This is a genomic window from Anaerocolumna aminovalerica (assembly GCF_900115365.1).
GTDB classification, from domain to species: domain Bacteria; phylum Bacillota; class Clostridia; order Lachnospirales; family Lachnospiraceae; genus Anaerocolumna; species Anaerocolumna aminovalerica.
Window position 1 is genome coordinate 32414 of sequence record NZ_FOWD01000019.1, and the last position, 21117, is coordinate 53530.

Consider the following 21117-nt stretch of genomic DNA (forward strand, 5'->3'; position numbering starts at 1 on the left):
TATATAAATATAGTTATTGTAATGTATTATTTAGAAGCAGTATAATATTTTTATTAATTTCACAATGTTTACTAAATAAATCATCTAATATGAATACAACATTTTCATGTTTATAATATAAAGGTCTAATTGTATAAGGTTTTATTGGATGGGATTGATACATCTATGAGTTAAGGCGTTTTATTTATTGATATTGAAAATGAATACTAAAATCAGATAGAATAAGGCTTTTGCCAAGTCAGATAATTTACTGAAATTCGGGGGTATTATGAGAAAAAAATCACACATTTCTTTAGCTAGTTATTTAATGGAAAGCATGAATACAGAGGAATTAAGAAATCATAAAAAGGCTTTCTATATCGGTAGCATTTTACCGGATTGTGTACCGTCTTTTGTAACCAGAAGACATAATATTGAGGAAACTTTTGATTTACTGAAAGAAGAAATAATTAAAATAACAGATGATTATGATATGAATAAAGGAATAACCGGATATTATTGCAGACATCTTGGGGTAATCACGCACTACATAGCAGATTATTTTACATTCCCCCATACTAAATTATTTACCGGTACTATGAGAGAACACTGCAGTTATGAAAAGGAATTGAAATTTGCTTTAAAATCCTATGTAAATAGTGAAGCTGTACAGCAAATTTATGATAGAAAAGAGAGATTTAAGACTGTAGATGAAATCTGTAATTTTATTAAAGAAATGCATGCTGAATATTTAAAAGCTATGAAAGCTATTAAAATGGATTGTATGTATATCGTAAAGTTGTGTCAGCGAGTAGTTGAGGCAATACTAATGATATTTAAAATAAGCTTTGCTTCAAACAATTTGGTGCAGGCAATTTAGTTTAAAAAAAATAAATCGGCATTGGTAATGAAACACAGTCCAGACTTCATTACCAATGCTAAGAAAGTTTACCGGACTATTTGGTTTATTTCAATATTAAAAAGACTCTTATAGGTAATAAGACACCTATTCTTGTAATCTCATATTTTGTCTTAAACTTCTTATAATCATTCCTTAATTTCTTTATCTTATGATTACTATTATACATATAAAAAACATATAATGGCTTAATTATTCTGCATAGGGGTTTCTGAAATGTCATTGTCTCAATAGCACGCCCTACTTTACGGTATAGCTACCAGATTTCAGCTGGCATAAATTCTACACCGGTCTTTATTTGGAACAAATCTGCTGTAAAGTATGAACCATGCTTTTGTAATAAATAGTTTTCAGTCGTACTCAATAAAGCGGTTATGTCATTGAATATTTAAATTTTGGTTATAGTATTGGTAATAGTGATTTTAGGGAGTTGATAGAAGTTCCTGTTTCAATTCAATAGTAACAAAAAAGTAGATATTATATTTGCTAAATTCATGATAATTCCTAAAAACTGAAATAATCTGTGCAAAATAAGTTTTTTGCAGTTTTTTTTGTGCAACTAATTGGTATTGTTGCAAAGAAGGAAAAGATAGATAATGAAATTGTGGAGGAGCTATGAAGGAGAGAGAAAAACAAATATTAGAATTCATAATTGAAAACAGAAGAGTTAAGCTTGACCAGTTAGTTAAACAATTTGATATTTCTAAAAGAACTTTATATTATGACATTCAGTCCATAAATTACTATATAAAGTCAGCAGGGGAAATAAAAAATATAAATCATGAATTTTCTTTTATTGGTGATTACAGCAAATTGCATTCTACTATAAAAATTCAAGAAAGTAAGTTCTTAAATATAGAATATCGTAAAAATTATATTTTATATAAAATCTTAAATGGTGAAAAGTTAACTATTGATAAATTAGCAGATGAAATGATCTTATCTAGAAATACAATAGTACAGACGATGGATGAAATCAAAAAGGACTTAAAGGACATACAACTAGCTCTAGCCTATAAAAGGAAATATGAGATAGTTGGAAATGAATATAAGATAAGGGAACTTTATCTGTTATTAATGCAAGATGATGAGTTTTTACTTAGAAATATCAGTGAAGAGGTATCAAATTTTGATGAATACTGTTCAATGGGACTAACAGATTATTCTTTGGGAAATTTAACTAGGTTTGCAGAGTTTATTTGTAGAAGAATTAATGAGAATTGTACTTTAACAACATACAAATATAAAAACGACTCTAAGAAATTTAACTACTATCCTTTTGTAAAATATTTGTTGCCTCCTAAGGTCAATGAAGATGAAATATCATATTTATCTGCTTATATAAGTACATTATCAAGTCTTAACAGTAAGGTAGATGAAGACTTAATAAGTAATTATATAGATAAGCTGATTCAAAAATTTGAAGCTAAAACAGCTATAACATTGGACAGTAAAGAAGAATTTAAAAGTAATATGAAGAGGCATCTGTTGTCAGCATACAACAGAATTAAGTTTAAATTCCCAATTAGCAATCCTTCATTAGAAGAAATAAAATTTAAACATGAATCTTTATATAAAATTATAAAATCCATCATAGAAAATGAAAAAGATTTTCCGGATTTTATTGGAATAAGGGAAGAAGAAATAGGATTTATTGCGGCTTATTTTGGAGGATATTTAAGAGGAGAAAGAGACAGTGGAGCAAGAAGAAATAAAGTTTTAGTTGTTTGTCCGAATGGGCTTATGGTTTCAAAAACTCTAGAAATTCAATTATATAAGTATATTCCAACAATTGATATAGCAGGGGTTCTTTCCTTAAAGGAATTATCAGAAACTAATATTTATTATGATTATATAATATCTACTGTAGAAATTCCTGATAAGGAAAATGTAATTGTAGTCAATCCTTTGTTAACAAAACTTGATATCCAGCTGCTTATGAGTAAATTAATAAATTTTAATTATAATGATTTAAATTTTGATTTAGAGTTAATAATGCAAGTTATCAAGAAGCATACAAAGATAATAGATGAGAAAAGGCTTAAGGATGAGTTGCTAAAAATAATGTATAAATTTGAAGAAAAGGAGATTTATCAGCCAATGCTTAAAGAACTAGTGACAGCAGATAGAATAAGAAAAGTAAAAAGAGTAGATAATTGGAAGGAGGCAGTAAAATTAGCTGCGAAACCTTTATTAGATGATGGATCAATTGAAACAATATATATTGATAATATGATTGAAAGTATAATTGAGCATGGTCCATATATAGTACTGGCAGATAGATTTGCATTACCACATGCCAGTTCAAAAAATGGAGTAAATAAGCTTTCAATGTCTCTTTTAGTAGTAGAAGAAGAGGTGGATCTGTTAGGAAAGCCTGTTAATATATTTATGGTATTAGCAGCAACCGATAACAATTCCCATATAAAAGCTTTAGCATCCTTATCAGAGATGTTATATGACACAAGTAATATAGATATATTAATAACCGGTAATGAAGAATCAATATTAGAACTTATTAATAAGCAGGATTAGGAAGTAGTGTGAAAGGAGAATATTTAGAATTATGAAAATTTTAGCGGTTTGTGGTTTTGGTGTAGGGTCATCAATGGTCTTGAAAATGTCATTGGAAAGGGTTTTAAGAGAACTTGGAGTAGATGCAGAGGTAGATAACACGGATATTAATTCAGCAAGAGGAACTGATTGTGATGCTATATTTACCAGTGCTGAATTACATGAAGAATTGAAAGGAACATGTAATGTACCTGTATACCCGGTAAAGAAGTATATGGATTTAGCAGAAGTTAAAGAAGTAGTTCAACAATTTTTAAATGATAAAAAATAAAAATTTAAGGGGGACAAACATATGATGGAATTTATTACAAACAATATTTTACGTAATCCACCTATGTTACTTGGAATTATAGCTGTTATAGGATTACTTTTACAGAAGAAAAAATTAGCTGATGTTATAAAAGGAGCGCTTTTAGCAGCCTTTGGCATGGTTATTCTGGAACAGGGAACAGGAATGCTGGTTGGAGCTATAGCACCAATTAATAATGCCTTTCAAGCTTTAAGCGGTGCGGTTCCAACAGAGGGATTAAATGATGTTACCTTTACAGCCACCCACGGTGGAACAATTGGTATTGCAATGTTTATTGCATTAATTTTACACTTATTAATTGCAAGATTTACTCCTATTAAAACAATATTTCTAACTGGACACATGCTATGGTGGTTCCCATTTATATTTGTAGCAGCCGGTGTTGAGGCAGGGCTGACCGGTGGCCTGTTAATTGGTTTTGCAGCTATATCTTCTGCACTATATTGGTCAATTATGCCTTGGTTATTAAGAAAGTATGTGACAGCAGTTACTGATGATGATTCATTTACATTAGGACATCCATCCGGAATTTTAGCATTAATATCAGGATTTGTTGCAAGTAAATTTGGAAATAAAGAAAAATCTAGTGAGGATCTAAAATTACCTTCAGGATTGTCATTCTTTAGAGAAATATCAATTAGTGGCGGAATAGTTATATTTTTAATGTTTGTAGTAGTAGGTCTATTCATACCGGGGGCTTTTGAAGGAACCGGCGAAAACCTGATTATATATGGAATTAAGCAAGGTTTTATGTTTGGAGCAGGACTTATAGTAATGCTGCAAGGTGTTAGAATGTTAATTAATCAAATTGTACCAGCATTTAAGGGAATTTCAGAAAAGATAGTTCCAAATGCATTACCGGCATTTGATTGTCCAATTTTATTTAACTACAAACCCAATGCTGTTTTAATTGGATTTCTAACAGCGATGATAACATCAACAGCTATTATTCTAATTTGTAATTACTTTAATGTATTTAGTATATTATTAATTCCTCTTGTAATCACTTCATTCTTTGAATGTGGTACAGCTGCTGTAATCGGTGAAGGCCAGGGAGGATTAAGAGGTGCGATAGTCGGAACGGCAACATCAGCAGTCATAATGGTAGCTTTGGTTGGTTTCTCCGCAGTGATTTTCTCTGGAACAATTCAAAACTGGATATTAATATTCGGAGGAAATGATTTATCACTATTCGGAATAATTGCAAAATTAATAGCATCATTATTTGGAGGATTTTAATTTATGTATTTTAAGTATATTGACAAGATAAAAGAACTTATTAATACAATAGAAGTAGAAGAAAAAGAATCAATGCAAAAAGCAACTAATATATTGATGGAAGCGGTTAAAAAAAAGAATGCCATATTCTCCTTTGGAGCATCCCATGCAGGAATTCTAAGTGAAGAGCTTTATTATAGAGCAGGAGGATTAGTTGTTATAAATCCTGTATTTGCAAGATCATTAATGCTGGATACAACTCCAATTACACATACAAGCCAAATGGAAAGGTTAGTAGGGTATGGAACAGCCTTAGTACAGAAAACTCCAATTAAAGAAGGAGACGTAGTTATAATTCACTCAGTTTCAGGCAGAAACCCTGTAAGTATTGAGTTTGCTATGGAATCCAAGAAAAGGGGGGCAACAGTAATTTGCATTACAAACTTAAGCTACTCAAAAACGGTATCTTCAAGGCATCCCTCCGGTATGAATTTATATCAGGTTAGTGATTTAGTTATTGATAATCACGGGGAAAAAGGAGATGCTTGTGTAGAGATAGATGGAATTGATCAAAAAGTCAGCCCAACCTCAACCGTAATAGCAGCAACAATTATGAATTCTATAGTAGCAGCCACTGCCCAAGAGTTAGTTAAGGAAGGGATGAATCCACCACCTATATTCTATAGTGCGAACATTGACGGGGGAGATGAATTGAATAAGAAAATATTTAATGAATATAAGGATGTTATACATTATCAGTATTAATTAATCCCTCATTAAAAAGTTCCAAAAGATCAACGCAAAAATCCAGAACAAGCGCATAAACATCCTTTATTTTTCTGCTTGATTTCAAGAAGTTTAAAATTAGAATAAGTGATGATTTTTAATCTCAGTATAAACTATAAATTAATATAAGAAAAAGCAGGTACTGTATAAAACAACTAAATACAGTACCTGCTTTTTATATAGCTATAGAAAGTTTATTAGAAATCCATAACCATAGGTAAACTAATCGTTAATGTAGATTAAAAAAATCTTCGCAAAGCTGCATATAACAAAGCTTTTGCGAAGATTTTTTACGTTCTATAATGTCATTGCCATTATAGTTGGATGGTCTGAATATTACATATCATCCTCACTGCGATCAATCTGCATAACCTGTCTCTTACGGGCAAATTCATCATTATCCAGATATTCGTCGTAGGTTGAGATTTTATCAATTAATCCATTTGGAGTTAATTCCATAATACGGTTTGCAATGGTCTGTATAAACTGGTGATCTTGTGAAGTGAATAACACAACACCGGAGAACTTGATTAATCCGTTGTTAAGGGCAGTTATGGATTCCATGTCTAAGTGGTTAGTAGGTTCATCCATTACTAAAACATTAGCGCCAACAATCATCATCTTAGACAGCATAACTCTAACTCTTTCTCCACCGGATAAAACATTTACTTTCTTTACGCCTTCTTCACCGGCAAATAACATTCTTCCAAGGAATCCACGTACATAAGTAACATCTTTTTCAGGGGAGTATGGCATTAACCAATCTACAATTATTTCATCACCGGAGAATTCCTTTGTGTTATCCTTCGGGAAGTAAGAAGTTGTGGTTGTTACACCCCATTTATAATTTCCTTCATCCGGTTCCATTTCTCCGGCAAGAATCTTAAATAATGTAGTGGTTGCCAAAGTATCAGGACCTACAAAAGCAATTTTATCTTCACGGTTAACGGTAAATGAGATATTATCCAGTACTTTTACACCATCAATTGTTTTTGACAGGTTTGTAACAGTAAGAACCTCATTTCCAATTTCACGATTTGGTCGGAAGTCGATGTAAGGATACTTTCTGCTGGATGGTCTGATCTCATCCAATTCAATTTTCTCCAAGGCTCTTTTACGGGAAGTAGCTTGTTTGGATTTAGAGGCATTGGCACTAAACCTTTGGATAAATTCCTGTAGTTCCTTAATTTTATCTTCTTTCTTCTTGTTGGCTTCCTTCATTTGTTTAATCATTAACTGGCTGGATTCATACCAGAAGTCATAGTTACCTGCATAAAGCTGAATCTTAGCATAGTCGATATCCGCAATATGGGTACATACTTTATTTAAGAAGTATCTGTCATGGGATACTACGATAACGGTATTATCAAAGTTAATTAAGAATTCTTCCAACCAGCGGATAGCTTCCAGATCCAAATGGTTAGTAGGCTCGTCCAGAAGGAGAACATCGGGGTTACCGAATAATGCTTGTGCAAGAAGAACTTTTACCTTTTCACTACCATTTAATTCACTCATTTGTTTGTAGTGAATGGCTGTATCAATTCCAAGGCCGTTTAGTAAAGTGGCAGCATCAGATTCTGCTTCCCAACCATTTAAAGTTGCAAACTCAGCTTCCAGTTCACTGGCTTTGATTCCGTCTTCCTCTGTGAAATCTTCTTTTGCATAAATGGCATCTTTTTCTTTCATTATATCGTATAGGCGTTGATTACCCATAATTACAGTACTGAGTACATCGTATTGGTCATATTTAAAATGATCCTGTTGCAGGAAGGATAATCTTTGTCCGGGAGTTATAATAATATCACCTTTGGTTGCTTCTATCTGTCCGGATAAAATTTTAAGAAATGTAGATTTACCTGCACCATTGGCACCGATTAAACCATAACAGTTACCTTCTGTAAATTTAATATTAACATCCTCAAATAAGGCTCTTTTACCAAGCCTTAAAGTTACGTTGCTTGCTTGTATCATGATTTACCTCTCTATCAAAAAATAGTCATTTTAACATTCATATCTATTTTACAGTATATTGTCTATTTTGCAAGCTAAATTTTGTAATTTAACCTCATATGTAAATCCTTGCTTGTTTCAGCAGGAGTTCAAGCTACTGGTGAAATGCCACGTAGTGGCAATGAGGTTATAAGCAAGTAGCGTAAGGGGATTGATATCCGCTTTGAACGTATGAGAGTTAGCTTTCTTACTGACTGCCCGGTAATTTCATACGTTGACATTTATAGGCAACTAGAATACAATGAAATTACTATAAAAAACGAGAATTATTATAGTTTAGAAGGAGACTTCCATGGCAATTAGCCCTTTACGAAAAATGGCTTTAAAAGCTTTGTCCTATCCTAAGTTAAATGTGAAGAAGAATTACAAAATACACCGTAAGGTGTTGGTAGCTTTTCATCCATTTTTTAAACCCCTTTATAATTTATTGGATCATAAGATTATTTTTGAAAACCATGAAATCCCTGTGCGGATTTTTAAGCCGAAAAAAGCAGAAGGTTTTAAAGTGTTGCTTTTCTTTCATGGAGGGGGCTGGGTTATCGGCAATATTGACAGTTATACCAATATGTGTGCCAATATGGCAAACCAGACCGGATATGCAGTGGTCTCTGTAGATTACCGTCTGGCACCGGAGCATCCCTTTCCTTCCGGGTTAATGGATTGTTATCATGTTGCGGAACGGTTATATAAAAATCAACTGTTCTTTTCAAGTAAGCCGGAAGAAATAGTCTTAATCGGCGATAGCGCAGGAGCTAACCTGGCTGCGGCAGTATCCTTAATGGCTAGAGATAAAGGGGAGTTCTTACCGGGCAAGCAGATATTATTGTATCCTGCTACTAATAATTATCATGATTCCAGATCAGAATTTCCTTCTATATTGGAGAATGGGACAGATTATATACTGACTTCTAAACGAATTCAGGATTATATGGATTTATACATCAGCAAGGAAGAAGATAGGTTTAATCCTTATGTTGCGCCACTTTTGGCAAAAGATTTAAGTAATCAGCCAAAAACCTTAATTATAACAGCTGAGTATGACCCTCTAAGAGACGAGGGAGAAGCCTATGGTATGAGGTTAAAAGAATGGGGCAATGATGTAGTTGTAAACCGGATCAAAGATGCCCTTCATGGGTTCCTTACGCTGCCAAGGCAAGATGCCTATATTACTGCATGTTATAAAATAGTGAATGAATTTTTAAAAAATAAATAGTATATGTTATCTTAGTTTTATTGAAATTAAAGGAGACTTCAGATGAAACGTGGTAAAAGGGTAGAGTGGACCAGACTTGATAACGCTGCAAAAATATTTCCACCGACCAGTAATGACAAAGATACGAAAGTATTTCGATTTGTTTGTGAATTACAGGAGGATGTAAGCCCTGATATTCTTCAGTTGGCTTTAGATGAAACAATAGAAAACTTTCCTTTATATAACTCCGTACTTCGAAAAGGAGTATTTTGGTATTATTTTGAAACCAGTAATATACATCCTGTTGTAGAATTAGAATCAACACCTATCTGTGACCGTATCTATTTTGAAGGTCAGAGAAATCTGTTATTTCGGGTTTTATATTATAAAAACAGAATCAACGTAGAAATATTTCATGCTCTTTCCGATGGAACCGGTGCATTGTGGTTTGTAAAAACTCTGGTGTATTATTATTTAATGAAAAAGTATAAGGATATATTAGGTGATAAAAACTTTAAGCTGGACTATGATGCTTCCTTAAGCCAGAAGATGGACGACAGCTTTTTAAAGCACTATACCAAAAGAAAACTGCCCAAAAGGGAGAAGCATCCTAAAGCCTATCATATACATGAAACCAGAAGAGAAGAGAATCGTTATAAGTTGGTGGAAGGTACTATGTCCGTTAAAGAGGTATTAGATGCTGCACATGAATATGGTACTACTTTAACGGTTTATTTAACGGCACTGTTTATGTATTCCATCTATAAAGGTATGCCTGCAAGAAGAAAGAACCGTCCGGTAGTTTTGTCAGTTCCGGTTAATTTAAGGAATTATTTTGAATCAGAATCTGCCAGAAACTTTTTCAGTACCGTCAATGTTGGATTCCATTTTGGAAAAAAGAATATTAGTCTTAATGAGGTTATCGAAAGTGTCAGTGAAAGTTTTAAACGGGAATTGGAGGAAGAAAGATTATTAATTCATCTGAATCGTCTGGCTTCCTTAGAACAAAACGGACTAATTCGAATTGTTCCCTTACCCATAAAGGATATGGTTCTTAAAATTGCCAATCAAGTAGCTGAAAGGGGCATTACTTCTTCTATTTCCAATGTTGGAAAGATTACTGTGGCAGAAGAATTAAAACCCTTTATCAAACAGTTTTCTGTTTTTACAAGTGCAAGGAGACCTCAGATCACTATTTGTTCCTTTGAAGATAAGCTGGTAGTTAGTTTTACGTCACCTTATAACGAAACAGATATTCAGAAAACATTCTTTCAGACCCTTTCTCATAAAGGAATAGATGTAAAGATTGTAACAAATCTATAAGGAACGTAACGAATCTAACGATTGTGACAAATCTAACGAATAGTAGCAAATCTATGGATTTGAAGGAAATCAATAGACTTGAGAGGAGTAAAGAATATGCAATATTGTGAACATTGTAAAGTTTATTTACGTGGAAATAGAAAAAAATGTCCCTTATGCCAGAACTCATTAAAGATGAATGGTAATGACAGTGAAGAAGTATTTCCGGAGATACCGGTAACCTATCAGAATAACGTTATCTTTAGAATGTTAATATTTCTGTCTATCAGCATAATTGTTATGAGTTTTGCAGTTAATGCTATGTTTCCAACAGAAGTTAACTGGTCCATGCTGGTTATTTCGGGTATTTTTTGTATGTGGATTAGTTTGGGAGTTGTTATTAAAAAGAGAAATAACATCCCTAAAAGTATTGTTTGGCAGGTTGCTATTATCTCAATATTGGCAGTGGTATGGGACTGGCGTACAGGCTGGAAGGGATGGTCAATTGATTTTGTTATTCCTATTGCCTGTGTAGTGGCTATGATCGTAATGTATGTTACAGCAAAGATCATGCATTTAAGTGTGAGAAATTTTCTCATATATATGTTAATGGACGGAATCTTTGGTATTATTCCTTTTGCATTTTTATTGTTAGATATTTTAAAATACCGGTATCCTTCCATCGTTTGTACCACAGTCAGTATCATATCTTTAGCGGCAATTATAATATTTGAAGGTGAGAATATAAAGGAAGAGCTGAATAAAAGAATGCATTTATAGTTGAAGCGCAAATATTAATTAAGCCGAGGATGCTTAACAATGGCCTTGGATTTACCAGCCTTTACGGCTTTCGGGGGAACTAAGTTGGAAAGTATGAAAAAATAAGAAGAAAGGATCAATTTGCCTGCCGCTTCTTTAAGTTATGTTTTTGTGGCAGTAAGATATCTGAAAAATTATGGCGTCAGCAAACAGATATGTATGCAATGGGTGAAGAAGGATGAATCTTAAATCAACTTTATCAAAGGGGCTGCCTGTACCTTTAGGCGTTACCAGGCTTATTAATGGAATAAATTTTGCTGTATCCATACCCAATGAAGAAGAATGTATACTAAAATTATTCCACAAAGAAACAGGTGAAATGGCGGTATCTTTTCTTCTTACTTCTGAATATAAAACAGGTAATGTTTTCTCCTGTATTCTGTCCGAATCGATGGTAAAAAAGAATCAGAAATTAATTTATTTATTTGAAAAACCCTATGAATATACCTATGGCTATGAAGTAAATGGCAGAGAACTTGCAGATCCCTATGCCAAATTGATTTATGGCAGAGAAATCTACGGAGAAGGAACCTTAAGCGGCAAACACAAATTAAGGGGTGGTTTACTTCCAAAGGAATATCTTTGGAAGGAGGATAAACCTCTATATATCCCCTATTCACAGTTAATTATTTACAAGTTACATTTACGAGGTTTTACCAAACACCCATCTTCAAAAGTACAAAATCCCGGAACCTTTCAAGGGGTAACAGAAAAAATTCCCTATTTTAAGCAACTGGGTATTAATAGCATTCAGTTTATGCCAATATATGAATTCAACGAAAATATACGTTTTAAAGGAATCGGAGAACAAGGAACTAAAGTTAATTACTGGGGTTATAGTGAAGACAATTTTTATTTTGCACCTAAGGCATCGTATGCAGCAAATCCAGTACAAGCAGATACAGAGTGTAAGACAATGATTAAGAAGCTCCATGAAGAAAAGATAGAAGTTATAATGGAGATGTATTTTCCCTATGGAACAAACCACATCCTAATTTTGGATTGTTTAAAATATTGGGTTATGGAATATCACATAGATGGTTTTTGCTTAATGGGTGAAAGGGTTCCGGGAACAACCATAGCAATGGAGCCCATATTAGGAAGAACCAAATTGTTTGCAGCAGGATGGGATAAGGAGCAGGTATACAGCAGAGGATTTGTACCTTCTTTTAAGAATCTGGCAGAATATAATGATGGGTATTCCGTCGACATAAAAGGTTTTTTAAGAGGAGATGAATCTAAAATTTCCTCTTTCGCTTCCCGATTTAAATATAATCCGGATAAGTGGGGTGCCATTAATTATATTACCAATCATGATGGTTTTACTTTAATGGATCTGTATTCTTATGATGTAAAACATAATGAAGCAAATGGTGAGCACAACCGTGACGGTTTGGAATATAACTACAGTTGGAATTGTGGCAGGGAAGGAAAAACAAAGGATAAAAAAGTTTTAAGCCTTAGAAGAAAACAAATACGAAATGCTTTTACTGTTCTTTTATTAAGCCAGGGTACGCCCCTTATATTAGCCGGAGATGAATTTGGAAACTCCCAATGGGGCAATAATAATCCCTACTGTCAGGATAATGAGATATCCTGGCTAAACTGGGATGACATAGATACCAATAAAGACATTTTTGAATTTGTAAAATTTCTTATTTCAATTCGACAATGCCATCCTATCCTGCATATGGATTATCCGTTAAAAAGCATGGATTACATTTCAAGTGGTTATCCTGACCTGTCTTATCATGGGATTAAAGCCTGGTATCCGGATTATTCTTTTTATAGCAGAATGTTGGGCATTATGCTGGCAGGACAATATGCAAAGGTAAGTCCGGCAGAAAATGATGTGAATTTATATATAGCATGTAATATGCACTGGGAGGAGCATGTTTTTGATTTGCCCGGTCTTCCTAAAAATATGAAGTGGTATGTATTGTTTGATACAGCGGAAGAGAAGGGAACAGTCAGCTCTTTATCAGCAGATAAAAAAACAGTTGATAAGGAACCAGAAGAGAAAGAACTGGTACTTTCCAACAGCCAAAAGGAATGTAAGGTGAAAGAAAGATCCATTGTTGTTTTAATTGGGAAATAGCAGTAATATAGATTAAATTAAGATATAAAACGGGAGAAATATATTTCATGAATGGTTTGAGTTTGAAATTAATTGCAATGTTTACCATGTTGATTGATCATGCAACAGCTCAATTAATACCCGGCAGTTCACCTCTTTGGTTTATTGGAAGAAGCATTGGCAGGCTTGCATTTCCTATCTTTTGTTTCTTGTTGGTAGAGGGATTTTTACATACAAGGAGTGTAAGAAATTATCTGATCCGGCTTGGAATCTTTGCTCTGATATCAGAAATACCTTTTGATATAGCATTTATAAAAGGTGAAAATTTTATAGATAATTTAAGCGGTCAAAATATTTATTTTACTTTATTTATTGGTTTATTTGTAATACTTCTTATTCAATTGGTTGAAAATAAATATAGATACAGCAGTACAATGACATTCATTTTAACAATAGTTATTATTCTAACAGGATGTCAAATGGCTGAGTTTTTAAGAACTGACTATGGTGCAATGGGTATATTAATGATTGTATGCTTTTATTTATTCCGTAATAATAAATGGTTACTATTACTGACAATCTTTCTAGTAAATCAAACTATTTTATCCATTCAGGGATTCGGTACTATTTCTTTATTGTTTATATGGCTTTATAATGGAGAAAGAGGACCTAAACTCAACAAATATATATTTTACGCTTTTTATCCGGTGCACATACTTATATTACATTGGATCAGCACAGTAATATAAATGAAAATGTCATTCTGAACTAATTCGTCCAATATAACCAAATGGGAAAAGACTACTTGGTATGAGACAAAAATAAATTCAGAATGACATCATGAAAGAAGGAAATTACTCTTCTGAATTACGAGGACTAATGCCCCTGCTTTCAGCTACTTTATCATATAAATCCAGAACACAGTGTTCATCCTCATCAAAATGTTTACAATTTAAGCAGGATACAGAATCCTCATCATCTGTTTTATTTGTGAATGAATTATCAGATGTTTTTTCATAGCCGCTGCAATGTATTGCTACATCTTCATAAGCTTTATTACTAGCTCTCATAAGGTTTCTCCTTTCCCATGAGAATAATCATGGAGATCATCATAATAATTGTAATTTGAGTTTAAGAAGCTGCCGGTTAAGTCTTCGGCTGAAATCGAATTCTTATCAGGAAAATAATAAGAAGTCGGTTCATCGAAGTCTACAACACTATTTTTACTTGGGAAGCGATAGTAGCTTCTCTTGGAATGATCAAAATACATGATAAATATCCCTCCTTGATGTCAAAATCTTATTGCATGATCTTAGGATACGAAGTATCCATCTGACAGCGTTCTATGCAATAACGGTTAATGCATAAAATTGCATACAATGCATTGGAACCAGGGTGATATCATGCTATACTAGTTTTTGCAAAATGGAGGGAAATATACATGATTTCTTTAAAAATAATTGATGTGAAGGACTTTATGTCTAAATTTTTAATATCCAATGTTTTCGATAATTTTTTAATAAACGAATTAGATATAAATACCTTTACACATTTTCACATTGATGGAAAATTAAATAAAGAGTTTTATTCTAAGGATGAGTTAGAGATACTAGGTGAAAGAAATTATTCCAAGTGGAGTGAAATAAAACCCTTTGCATTTACTATAATAAAAGGCAATAAACTGCCAATATTCATAAAAGCAGTATTTGCGTTATCTCCTGAAAATATTGAAAAAGTAATTCAGAAATCAGGCATACCCATGAAGAAAGAGGAAATAAACGGATTGTTTATGAACCTTAGATACGAAAAAGAAAATCTCAACATCATTACAGGAACATCAATAAAAACCTTTACCTTAGATAAAACCTTAGATCAAGTATGGGACGGTTATGTGAAGGACTTCCTGAAATACTATGAAATTGCAGTGGAAGAAATCTGAATGTAAATAGAAAAATTATCCGGTAAAGCAAATTTATAACATGAAAATATAATATAATTTACAAATTACTAGCACTCTCTTTTGATGAGTGCTAATTTTCTCTTGACAAATAAAAGTTACAGTATTAATATAATTACTAACGAGGAAAGAAAAGTATGTTTCCAAAGCGACATCATGTCGAAAGGTTGGAATCCTTTCAAAGGTTGAAAGAATTTCAACCGGAAATAATGCTACATAAAAAGTCTTCAGACTTTGAAGAGAGCATGGTTATATAAATAAAAAACATTAACATAAAAGGAGCGATTTAAATGAATAAAGAACATGGTAGTTTGTCTATTAATTCAGAGAATATATTTCCTATTATTAAAAAATGGTTATATTCTGATCATGACATTTTTATAAGAGAGTTAATTTCAAATGGCAGTGATGCAATTACTAAATTAAAAAAACTAGAATTAATGGGAGAGGCAACACTTCCGGATGATAATAAATTCAGAATTGATGTAATCGTTAATCCGGAAGAAAAGACACTGAAATTCATTGATAACGGTGTTGGTATGACTGCTGATGAAGTAAAAGAATACATTAACCAGATTGCATTCTCCGGTGCAACAGATTTCTTAAATAAGTACAAAGACAAAGCCAACGAAGATCAAATTATCGGACATTTTGGTTTAGGCTTCTATTCTGCTTTTATGGTTGCTGACAAAGTTACCATTGACACCTTATCCTGGCAGGAAGGAGCGGAAAGTGTTCATTGGGAGTCAGAAGGCGGTACGGAATTTACAATGACCCAGGGAACCAGAGATACAAGAGGAACAGAGATTACTCTGTATCTGAATGAAGAAAGCTATGAATTCTCTAACGAATACAGAGCAAAAGAAGTAATAAATAAATATTGTTCCTTTATGCCGGTAGAAATATATTTTAAAAATGCCAATGCCCCGGAAGAGTTTGAAGAAAGTGTAGAAACTACAGACCCAGAAGAAAATGCAGCAGATGATAATATCATTGACGCAGAAGTAAAAGAAGATGGTACGGCGGTTGATAAGAAAGTTCCAAAGCAGCCGGAGCCTATTAATAATACTACTCCTTTATGGATGAAACATCCAAATGATTGTACCGAAGAGGAATATAAAGAGTTTTACCGGAATGTATTCCATGACTATAAAGAACCGTTGTTCTGGATTCACTTAAATATGGATTACCCATTTAACTTAAAAGGTATTCTATATTTTCCTAAAATCAATACAGAATATGATTCTTTGGAAGGAACCATTAAGCTATATTGCAATCAGGTGTTTATAGCAGATAATATTAAAGAAGTAATTCCGGAATTTTTAATGCTTTTGAAAGGTACCATCGATTGTCCGGATCTGCCATTGAATGTATCCAGAAGTGCTTTGCAAAATGATGGATTTGTTAAAAAAATCTCTGACTATATTACCAAGAAAGTTGCAGACAAGCTTTCTGGGATGTATAAACTTGAAAAGGAAAGCTATGAAAATTTCTGGGATGATATCAGTCCATTTATTAAATTTGGCTGCTTAAAAGATGATAAATTCAGAGAAAAAATGAAAGATTTTATAATCTTTAAGAACTTAGAAGGCAAATATATAACATTGCCTGAGTATGTTAAAGCAAGTGAGAAAGCAGATACAGACGAAACAGCTGAAGAGAATGCAGCACAGGATAAAGCAGAAGATACTTCCTCTAAAGAGAAGTCAGAAGAGGCTTCAGATAAAAAAGAGGATGAAGAAAAGCATGTTATTTATTATGTTACCAACGAACAGCAACAGAGCCAGTACATTAACATGTTTAAAGAAGAAGGCATTGATGCACTTATTTTAACACATAATATTGACCAGCCATTCATCACACAATTGGAACAACATGAAAGGTCATATCGTTTCCAAAGAATTGATGCGGATATTACAGACAGTTTTAAAGAGGACAATGATGAAGAAGGATTAAAAGCACAACATGACAAATTGTCTGAACTATTCCGAAAAGTTTTAAACAATGACAAACTAGAAGTGAAAGTCATGAAATTAAAGAATGATAAAGTTTCCTCAATGATCACTCTTTCAGAGGAAGGAAGAAGAATGCAGGAAATGATGAAAATGTATAACATGTATGGAATGAATCCCGACATGTTTGGTAATGAGCAAACTCTGGTTCTAAATGCAAACAACAAATTAGTACAATATATTTTTGAAAATACAGACAGTAAAAATGTACCAATGATTTGCCAACAACTATATGATTTGGCTATGCTAAGTCACAAACCGTTGGATGGTGAGTCTATGACTAAATTTATAGCAAGAAGCAATGAAATCATGATGCTTTTAGCAAAATAGAAATAACTGCCTAAGGCAGATTTTAAGGGATGCTGTATATTTAAATTTATAAATCAGTAAAATACGGACTGGTTTTTAGCAATTTAAATATGCAGCATCTCTTTTATTTGTTCAAGCAAAGACATCCTATAATTATAAAAAAAGTCTTTTCAAATGTAATATTTTGTGCTATGATTAGTAGTAATAAAAACCATATGATATAGTGAGGAAGCAAATGCTATATGGTTAATGTTTCTAATATATGGGATTTTGTAAACTTTTTGGAGATAAAAACTATAATATGGAATACTATACTTAAAATTTAGTGGAATAATTATGATATAGACTTTAGGAGGAATAGGATATGGCATATAGAATTATAGGAGACAGCTGCACTGATCTAACAGAGGAAATGAAAAATCAAATGAAGGTTCAATTAGTGCCTTTATCCATAGAAATAGATGGAGAGACCATTTATGACGATATTAATTTTAACCAAGAGGATTTTTTGAACAAGTTAGAAAAGAGCCCTAACTGTCCTAAATCATCCTGCCCATCACCTGATACTTATATGAAATTATATGAAGGGGAAGAAGATATATATGTGGTTACTCTTTCTTCAAGTTTAAGCGGTTCTTACAATAGCGCTTTACTTGCAAAAAGATTATATTTGGAAGAACATCCTAATAAGAATATCGCAGTATTTGATTCCCGAAGTGCCTCTGTTGGGCAGACACTAATTGTTAAGAAGATTTATGAATATGCTGAAGAAGGAAAAAGTTTTGAGGAGATTGTTAAATTAGTAGAACAATACCGGGATGAACAGAATACTAAATTTGTACTTGAGAATTTGGATACCTTACGTAAGAATGGAAGATTAACCAGTTTGCAAGCCATACTGGTAAGTGCTTTGAATATAAAACCTGTTATGGGATCAACACCGGAAGGAACTATCAACAAATTGGGTCAGGCAAGAGGTATTCTAAAGGCGTTGAGTTTAATGGCAAAACTTATAGAAGAAGATGCAGGAAGTGTCATTAATAAAACATTGGGTATTGCTCATTGTAATAATTTAGAAAGAGCAATATTTGTTAAAGATGAGATATTAAAAAGATTACCCTTTAAAGACTGGTTTATAGTCAATACAGCAGGTATCAGTACCATGTATGCCAATCGCGGAGGAGTAATTGTTAGTTATTAGTTCAAAATATGTGCATGTACACTGTATTAACGTTGAGGTAACATCATTTATCCTCATTGCCATAATAGAATAATGGGAAAGTATCGTCAAAAACAGATCTGGATAGGGCGTTTTAATGCTCTGTCTCAGATCTGTTTTTTGTTACATGACCTAAAGTTTTGTGAAAAACTTGGATAACACCTTGTATTTTAGTCAATTTAATGAAGCCTCTTCGAAAGTAGTATTATTCGTTACTGCTGCCGGGGCAGAAAAAGTTAACTGTTCTGACCACAGATAAGACTAAGTTGAGTGAAACGGAGGGAACCTCTCCGGCGGTGTCTGATTTAATTACAGTATCCCGCTTTACCTCTGGAACTAATAAGAAGAATTTGATCAAATCCTTTATTAATCTTTCTTATAAACAAAAAAAGGAATTTGACTATAGTGCAAGTGTAAAAAAATATGGTAATTATCTGTTAATTCCTGTGACCTGTATGGATTATAATGATACCAGCTATGGATGGAGAGGCAGATGTAGTGTCACCTGGTATGTGGCTGATTTAGACGGTAAGATACTTGCACAGTTTCAGTAAAGGAATAGGAGGGTAAAAGTTTTAGGAATAGTTCTTATTAATGTTAATTTTTTTCATTATAATACATATATATTAGTAAAAAGAAAATAAAGGTTTTAAGATGACTGACAATGAAAGATTTAAAATAACCAGTAACGATTATGCAGACCTAATAATAGATAATGATCAGCCTATTGTAATAGATATTCCCTATTCTATTAACAGGATAAATAATCAATATTCAACAATCTTTATACCGGTTTCCTATATGACTTATAATAGTGTATATAAATTTTCTTATGAAGCAATTCCAAAATGTTATGGTCTGCTTTCATCAGGCAAGATGGAAATGGAAAATAATACTACTCTTAATGCTTTACAAGCCAACACTCTTCATGGTGAAGGGGTATTAATTGGAATGATAGATACAGGAATTGATTATACGAATCCATTATTTAAAAATGAGAACAATACAAGCAGGATTGTCACCATATGGGATCAAACTATAGAAACAGGCAGATATCCTGCAGAATTATTTTATGGCACTGAGTACAGAAGAGAAGAGATTAATGATGCTCTATTAAGTGAAGACCCATTTTCTGTTGTACCTAGTGTAGATGAAATTGGACATGGAACTATGTTAGCAGGAATTGCAGGGGGATATGATCCTAACAATCCGGATTTTACCGGTGTAGCAACTTTGGCTGAATTTGCTGTTGTGAAATTAAAACCTGCTAAACCCTATCTAAAAGAATTCTTTTGCATACCTGAATCAGCTATATGTTATCAGGAAAATGATATTATGATGGCTATTGCATTTCTGCAGCAGGTTGCAATTAATCTAAGAAAACCGATGGTAATATGTCTGGGAATTGGGACATCCCAGGGACCACATATGGGATTAGATATTTTAAGTAGTTATTTAATGCAGGTAAATGAAGCGATTGGTTTTTCTGTAGTAGTAGGAGCAGGAAACGAAGGGATTTCAGAGCATCATTTCTTTGGTGTAGTTGATCCGGAAGTTGGTTACCAAATAGTAGAGCTTAATGTTGCTCCAAACGAATATGGATTTTCCATGGAACTTTGGGGAGATTCTCCAAGTATATTTGGAGCCGAAATTATTGCACCGGACGGTACGTTTATAGCCCGAATACCTGCCACAATATTAAAACAGGAAACTATTCGGCTGGAGTATGGTGAAACAGTCATATTTGTAGATAATGAAGTGAGGGTTCCCAGAATAGGAGATAGTTTCTTATTATTCCGTTTTCGAAGTCCACAGCAAGGAGTATGGCAGCTGCATGTATTTGAGGAAGGTTTTTTAAACATGCACTATCACATTTGGCTTCCAATGGAAAAGTTTATATCAAGAGAAACCCGCTTTATACTTCCAAACCCTTTCACAACTTTATCAGCTCCTGCTAATGCAGAATGGTTATTTGCAGTAACTGCTTATAACCCCGTAGATTTAAATATATATCCGGTTTCAAGCAGAGGATTTACCAAGGTCGATCTTATTAAACCTAATGTATCAGCACCCGGTCAAAATATTTATGCACCCAGTGTAGCAGGGACTTTCATTAATGCATCCGGCACGGGAATAGCTGCCGCATATGCAGCGGGAACAGTTGCACAGCTTCTTGAATGGGGAATTATAAGAGGAAATCATCTTACTATGAATGGTATTGATGTAAACAGATTGTTAATCAGGGGGGCATATAGGGATCCTAATGTGACATATCCAAATCAGGAATGGGGATATGGTATTTTGAATTTAGAAGGTGCTTTAGAAACAGCAGTTCTGGCTGCACCTGTAGAACGTTATTGATGTAATAAAAAAGCCTATTTATCAAATTGCTATAAGAATAGCTTTAATAAATAGGCTTATGGTGGACTAAGGC

At 33.2% G+C, this 21117-nt stretch carries 18 protein-coding genes; 15 read left to right on the forward strand and 3 right to left on the reverse strand.

What is annotated here, in order from left to right; all coding sequences use genetic code 11:
* The first annotated feature begins 268 nt into the window (after window positions 1-268).
* The 5 genes from BM183_RS11665 to BM183_RS11685 all read left to right on the forward strand — a co-directional run bounded on the left by BM183_RS11665 (window position 269) and on the right by BM183_RS11685 (window position 5765).
* Window positions 269-859: a zinc dependent phospholipase C family protein gene (locus tag BM183_RS11665; RefSeq protein WP_091687061.1), complete on the forward strand. Its 591-nt coding sequence runs from the start codon at window positions 269-271 to the stop codon at window positions 857-859.
* A 654-nt stretch (window positions 860-1513) separates the two neighbouring features.
* A complete protein-coding gene (locus BM183_RS11670) occupies window positions 1514-3433 on the forward strand; it encodes a BglG family transcription antiterminator (RefSeq protein WP_091687062.1) in 1920 nt (639 codons plus the stop codon).
* Between the two features lie 31 nt (window positions 3434-3464).
* Window positions 3465-3743: a PTS sugar transporter subunit IIB gene (locus tag BM183_RS11675; RefSeq protein WP_091687063.1), complete on the forward strand. Its 279-nt coding sequence runs from the start codon at window positions 3465-3467 to the stop codon at window positions 3741-3743.
* 21 nt (window positions 3744-3764) lie between these two features.
* Window positions 3765-5021, forward strand: coding sequence for a PTS ascorbate transporter subunit IIC (locus BM183_RS11680; protein ID WP_091687064.1), 1257 nt, complete (start codon window positions 3765-3767; stop codon window positions 5019-5021).
* Window positions 5022-5024: 3 nt separating this feature from the next.
* Window positions 5025-5765, forward strand: a complete 741-nt coding sequence (locus BM183_RS11685) for an SIS domain-containing protein (protein WP_091687065.1) — start codon at window positions 5025-5027, stop codon at window positions 5763-5765.
* 357 nt (window positions 5766-6122) lie between these two features.
* Here the strand turns inward: BM183_RS11685 and BM183_RS11690 are convergent, their stop codons facing one another.
* On the reverse strand, window positions 6123-7757 hold the full coding sequence (locus tag BM183_RS11690; RefSeq protein ID WP_091687066.1) for an ABC-F family ATP-binding cassette domain-containing protein: 1635 nt from the start codon (window positions 7755-7757) through the stop codon (window positions 6123-6125).
* Between the two features lie 331 nt (window positions 7758-8088).
* On the opposite strand from BM183_RS11690, the gene BM183_RS11695 reads away from it, so the two are divergent.
* The 5 genes from BM183_RS11695 to BM183_RS11715 all read left to right on the forward strand — a co-directional run bounded on the left by BM183_RS11695 (window position 8089) and on the right by BM183_RS11715 (window position 13935).
* Entirely contained in the window at window positions 8089-9009 is a 921-nt protein-coding gene (locus BM183_RS11695) for an alpha/beta hydrolase (RefSeq protein WP_330392418.1), read from the forward strand.
* A 42-nt stretch (window positions 9010-9051) separates the two neighbouring features.
* A complete protein-coding gene (locus tag BM183_RS11700; protein WP_091687067.1) occupies window positions 9052-10311 on the forward strand; it encodes a condensation domain-containing protein in 1260 nt (419 codons plus the stop codon).
* Between the two features lie 96 nt (window positions 10312-10407).
* Entirely contained in the window at window positions 10408-11070 is a 663-nt protein-coding gene (locus BM183_RS11705) for a DUF6320 domain-containing protein (RefSeq protein ID WP_091687068.1), read from the forward strand.
* Window positions 11071-11287: 217 nt separating this feature from the next.
* Entirely contained in the window at window positions 11288-13207 is a 1920-nt protein-coding gene (locus BM183_RS11710) for an alpha-amylase family glycosyl hydrolase (protein WP_091687069.1), read from the forward strand.
* A gap of 47 nt (window positions 13208-13254) precedes the next feature.
* Window positions 13255-13935 carry a TraX family protein gene (locus BM183_RS11715; RefSeq protein WP_091687070.1) on the forward strand — a complete coding sequence of 227 codons (681 nt, stop codon included), beginning with the start codon at window positions 13255-13257 and terminating at the stop codon, window positions 13933-13935.
* 105 nt (window positions 13936-14040) lie between these two features.
* Here BM183_RS11715 and BM183_RS11720 read toward each other — a convergent pair whose 3' ends face one another.
* Together BM183_RS11720 and BM183_RS11725 are read right to left on the reverse strand one after the other, a co-directional pair.
* Entirely contained in the window at window positions 14041-14256 is a 216-nt protein-coding gene (locus BM183_RS11720; RefSeq protein WP_091687071.1) for a hypothetical protein, read from the reverse strand.
* Entirely contained in the window at window positions 14253-14456 is a 204-nt protein-coding gene (locus BM183_RS11725; protein WP_091687072.1) for a hypothetical protein, read from the reverse strand. The genes BM183_RS11720 and BM183_RS11725 overlap by 4 nt, the downstream gene beginning before the upstream one ends.
* A gap of 171 nt (window positions 14457-14627) precedes the next feature.
* Here BM183_RS11725 and BM183_RS11730 point away from each other — a divergent pair, with 171 nt between their 5' ends.
* The 5 genes from BM183_RS11730 to BM183_RS11750 all read left to right on the forward strand — a co-directional run bounded on the left by BM183_RS11730 (window position 14628) and on the right by BM183_RS11750 (window position 21044).
* Window positions 14628-15125 (forward strand): DUF5721 family protein, encoded by a 498-nt coding sequence (locus tag BM183_RS11730; RefSeq protein ID WP_091687073.1) that lies wholly within the window; start codon window positions 14628-14630, stop codon window positions 15123-15125.
* Window positions 15126-15433: 308 nt separating this feature from the next.
* The gene (htpG, locus tag BM183_RS11735; protein WP_091687074.1) at window positions 15434-17485 is read left to right on the forward strand and encodes a molecular chaperone HtpG; all 2052 of its coding nucleotides are present in this window, start codon (window positions 15434-15436) and stop codon (window positions 17483-17485) included.
* 343 nt (window positions 17486-17828) lie between these two features.
* Entirely contained in the window at window positions 17829-18665 is an 837-nt protein-coding gene (locus tag BM183_RS11740) for a DegV family protein (RefSeq protein WP_091687075.1), read from the forward strand.
* 284 nt (window positions 18666-18949) lie between these two features.
* Window positions 18950-19237 (forward strand): hypothetical protein, encoded by a 288-nt coding sequence (locus BM183_RS11745; RefSeq protein WP_091687076.1) that lies wholly within the window; start codon window positions 18950-18952, stop codon window positions 19235-19237.
* A 100-nt stretch (window positions 19238-19337) separates the two neighbouring features.
* On the forward strand, window positions 19338-21044 hold the full coding sequence (locus tag BM183_RS11750; protein ID WP_091687077.1) for a S8 family peptidase: 1707 nt from the start codon (window positions 19338-19340) through the stop codon (window positions 21042-21044).
* Window positions 21045-21117 lie beyond the last annotated feature (73 nt).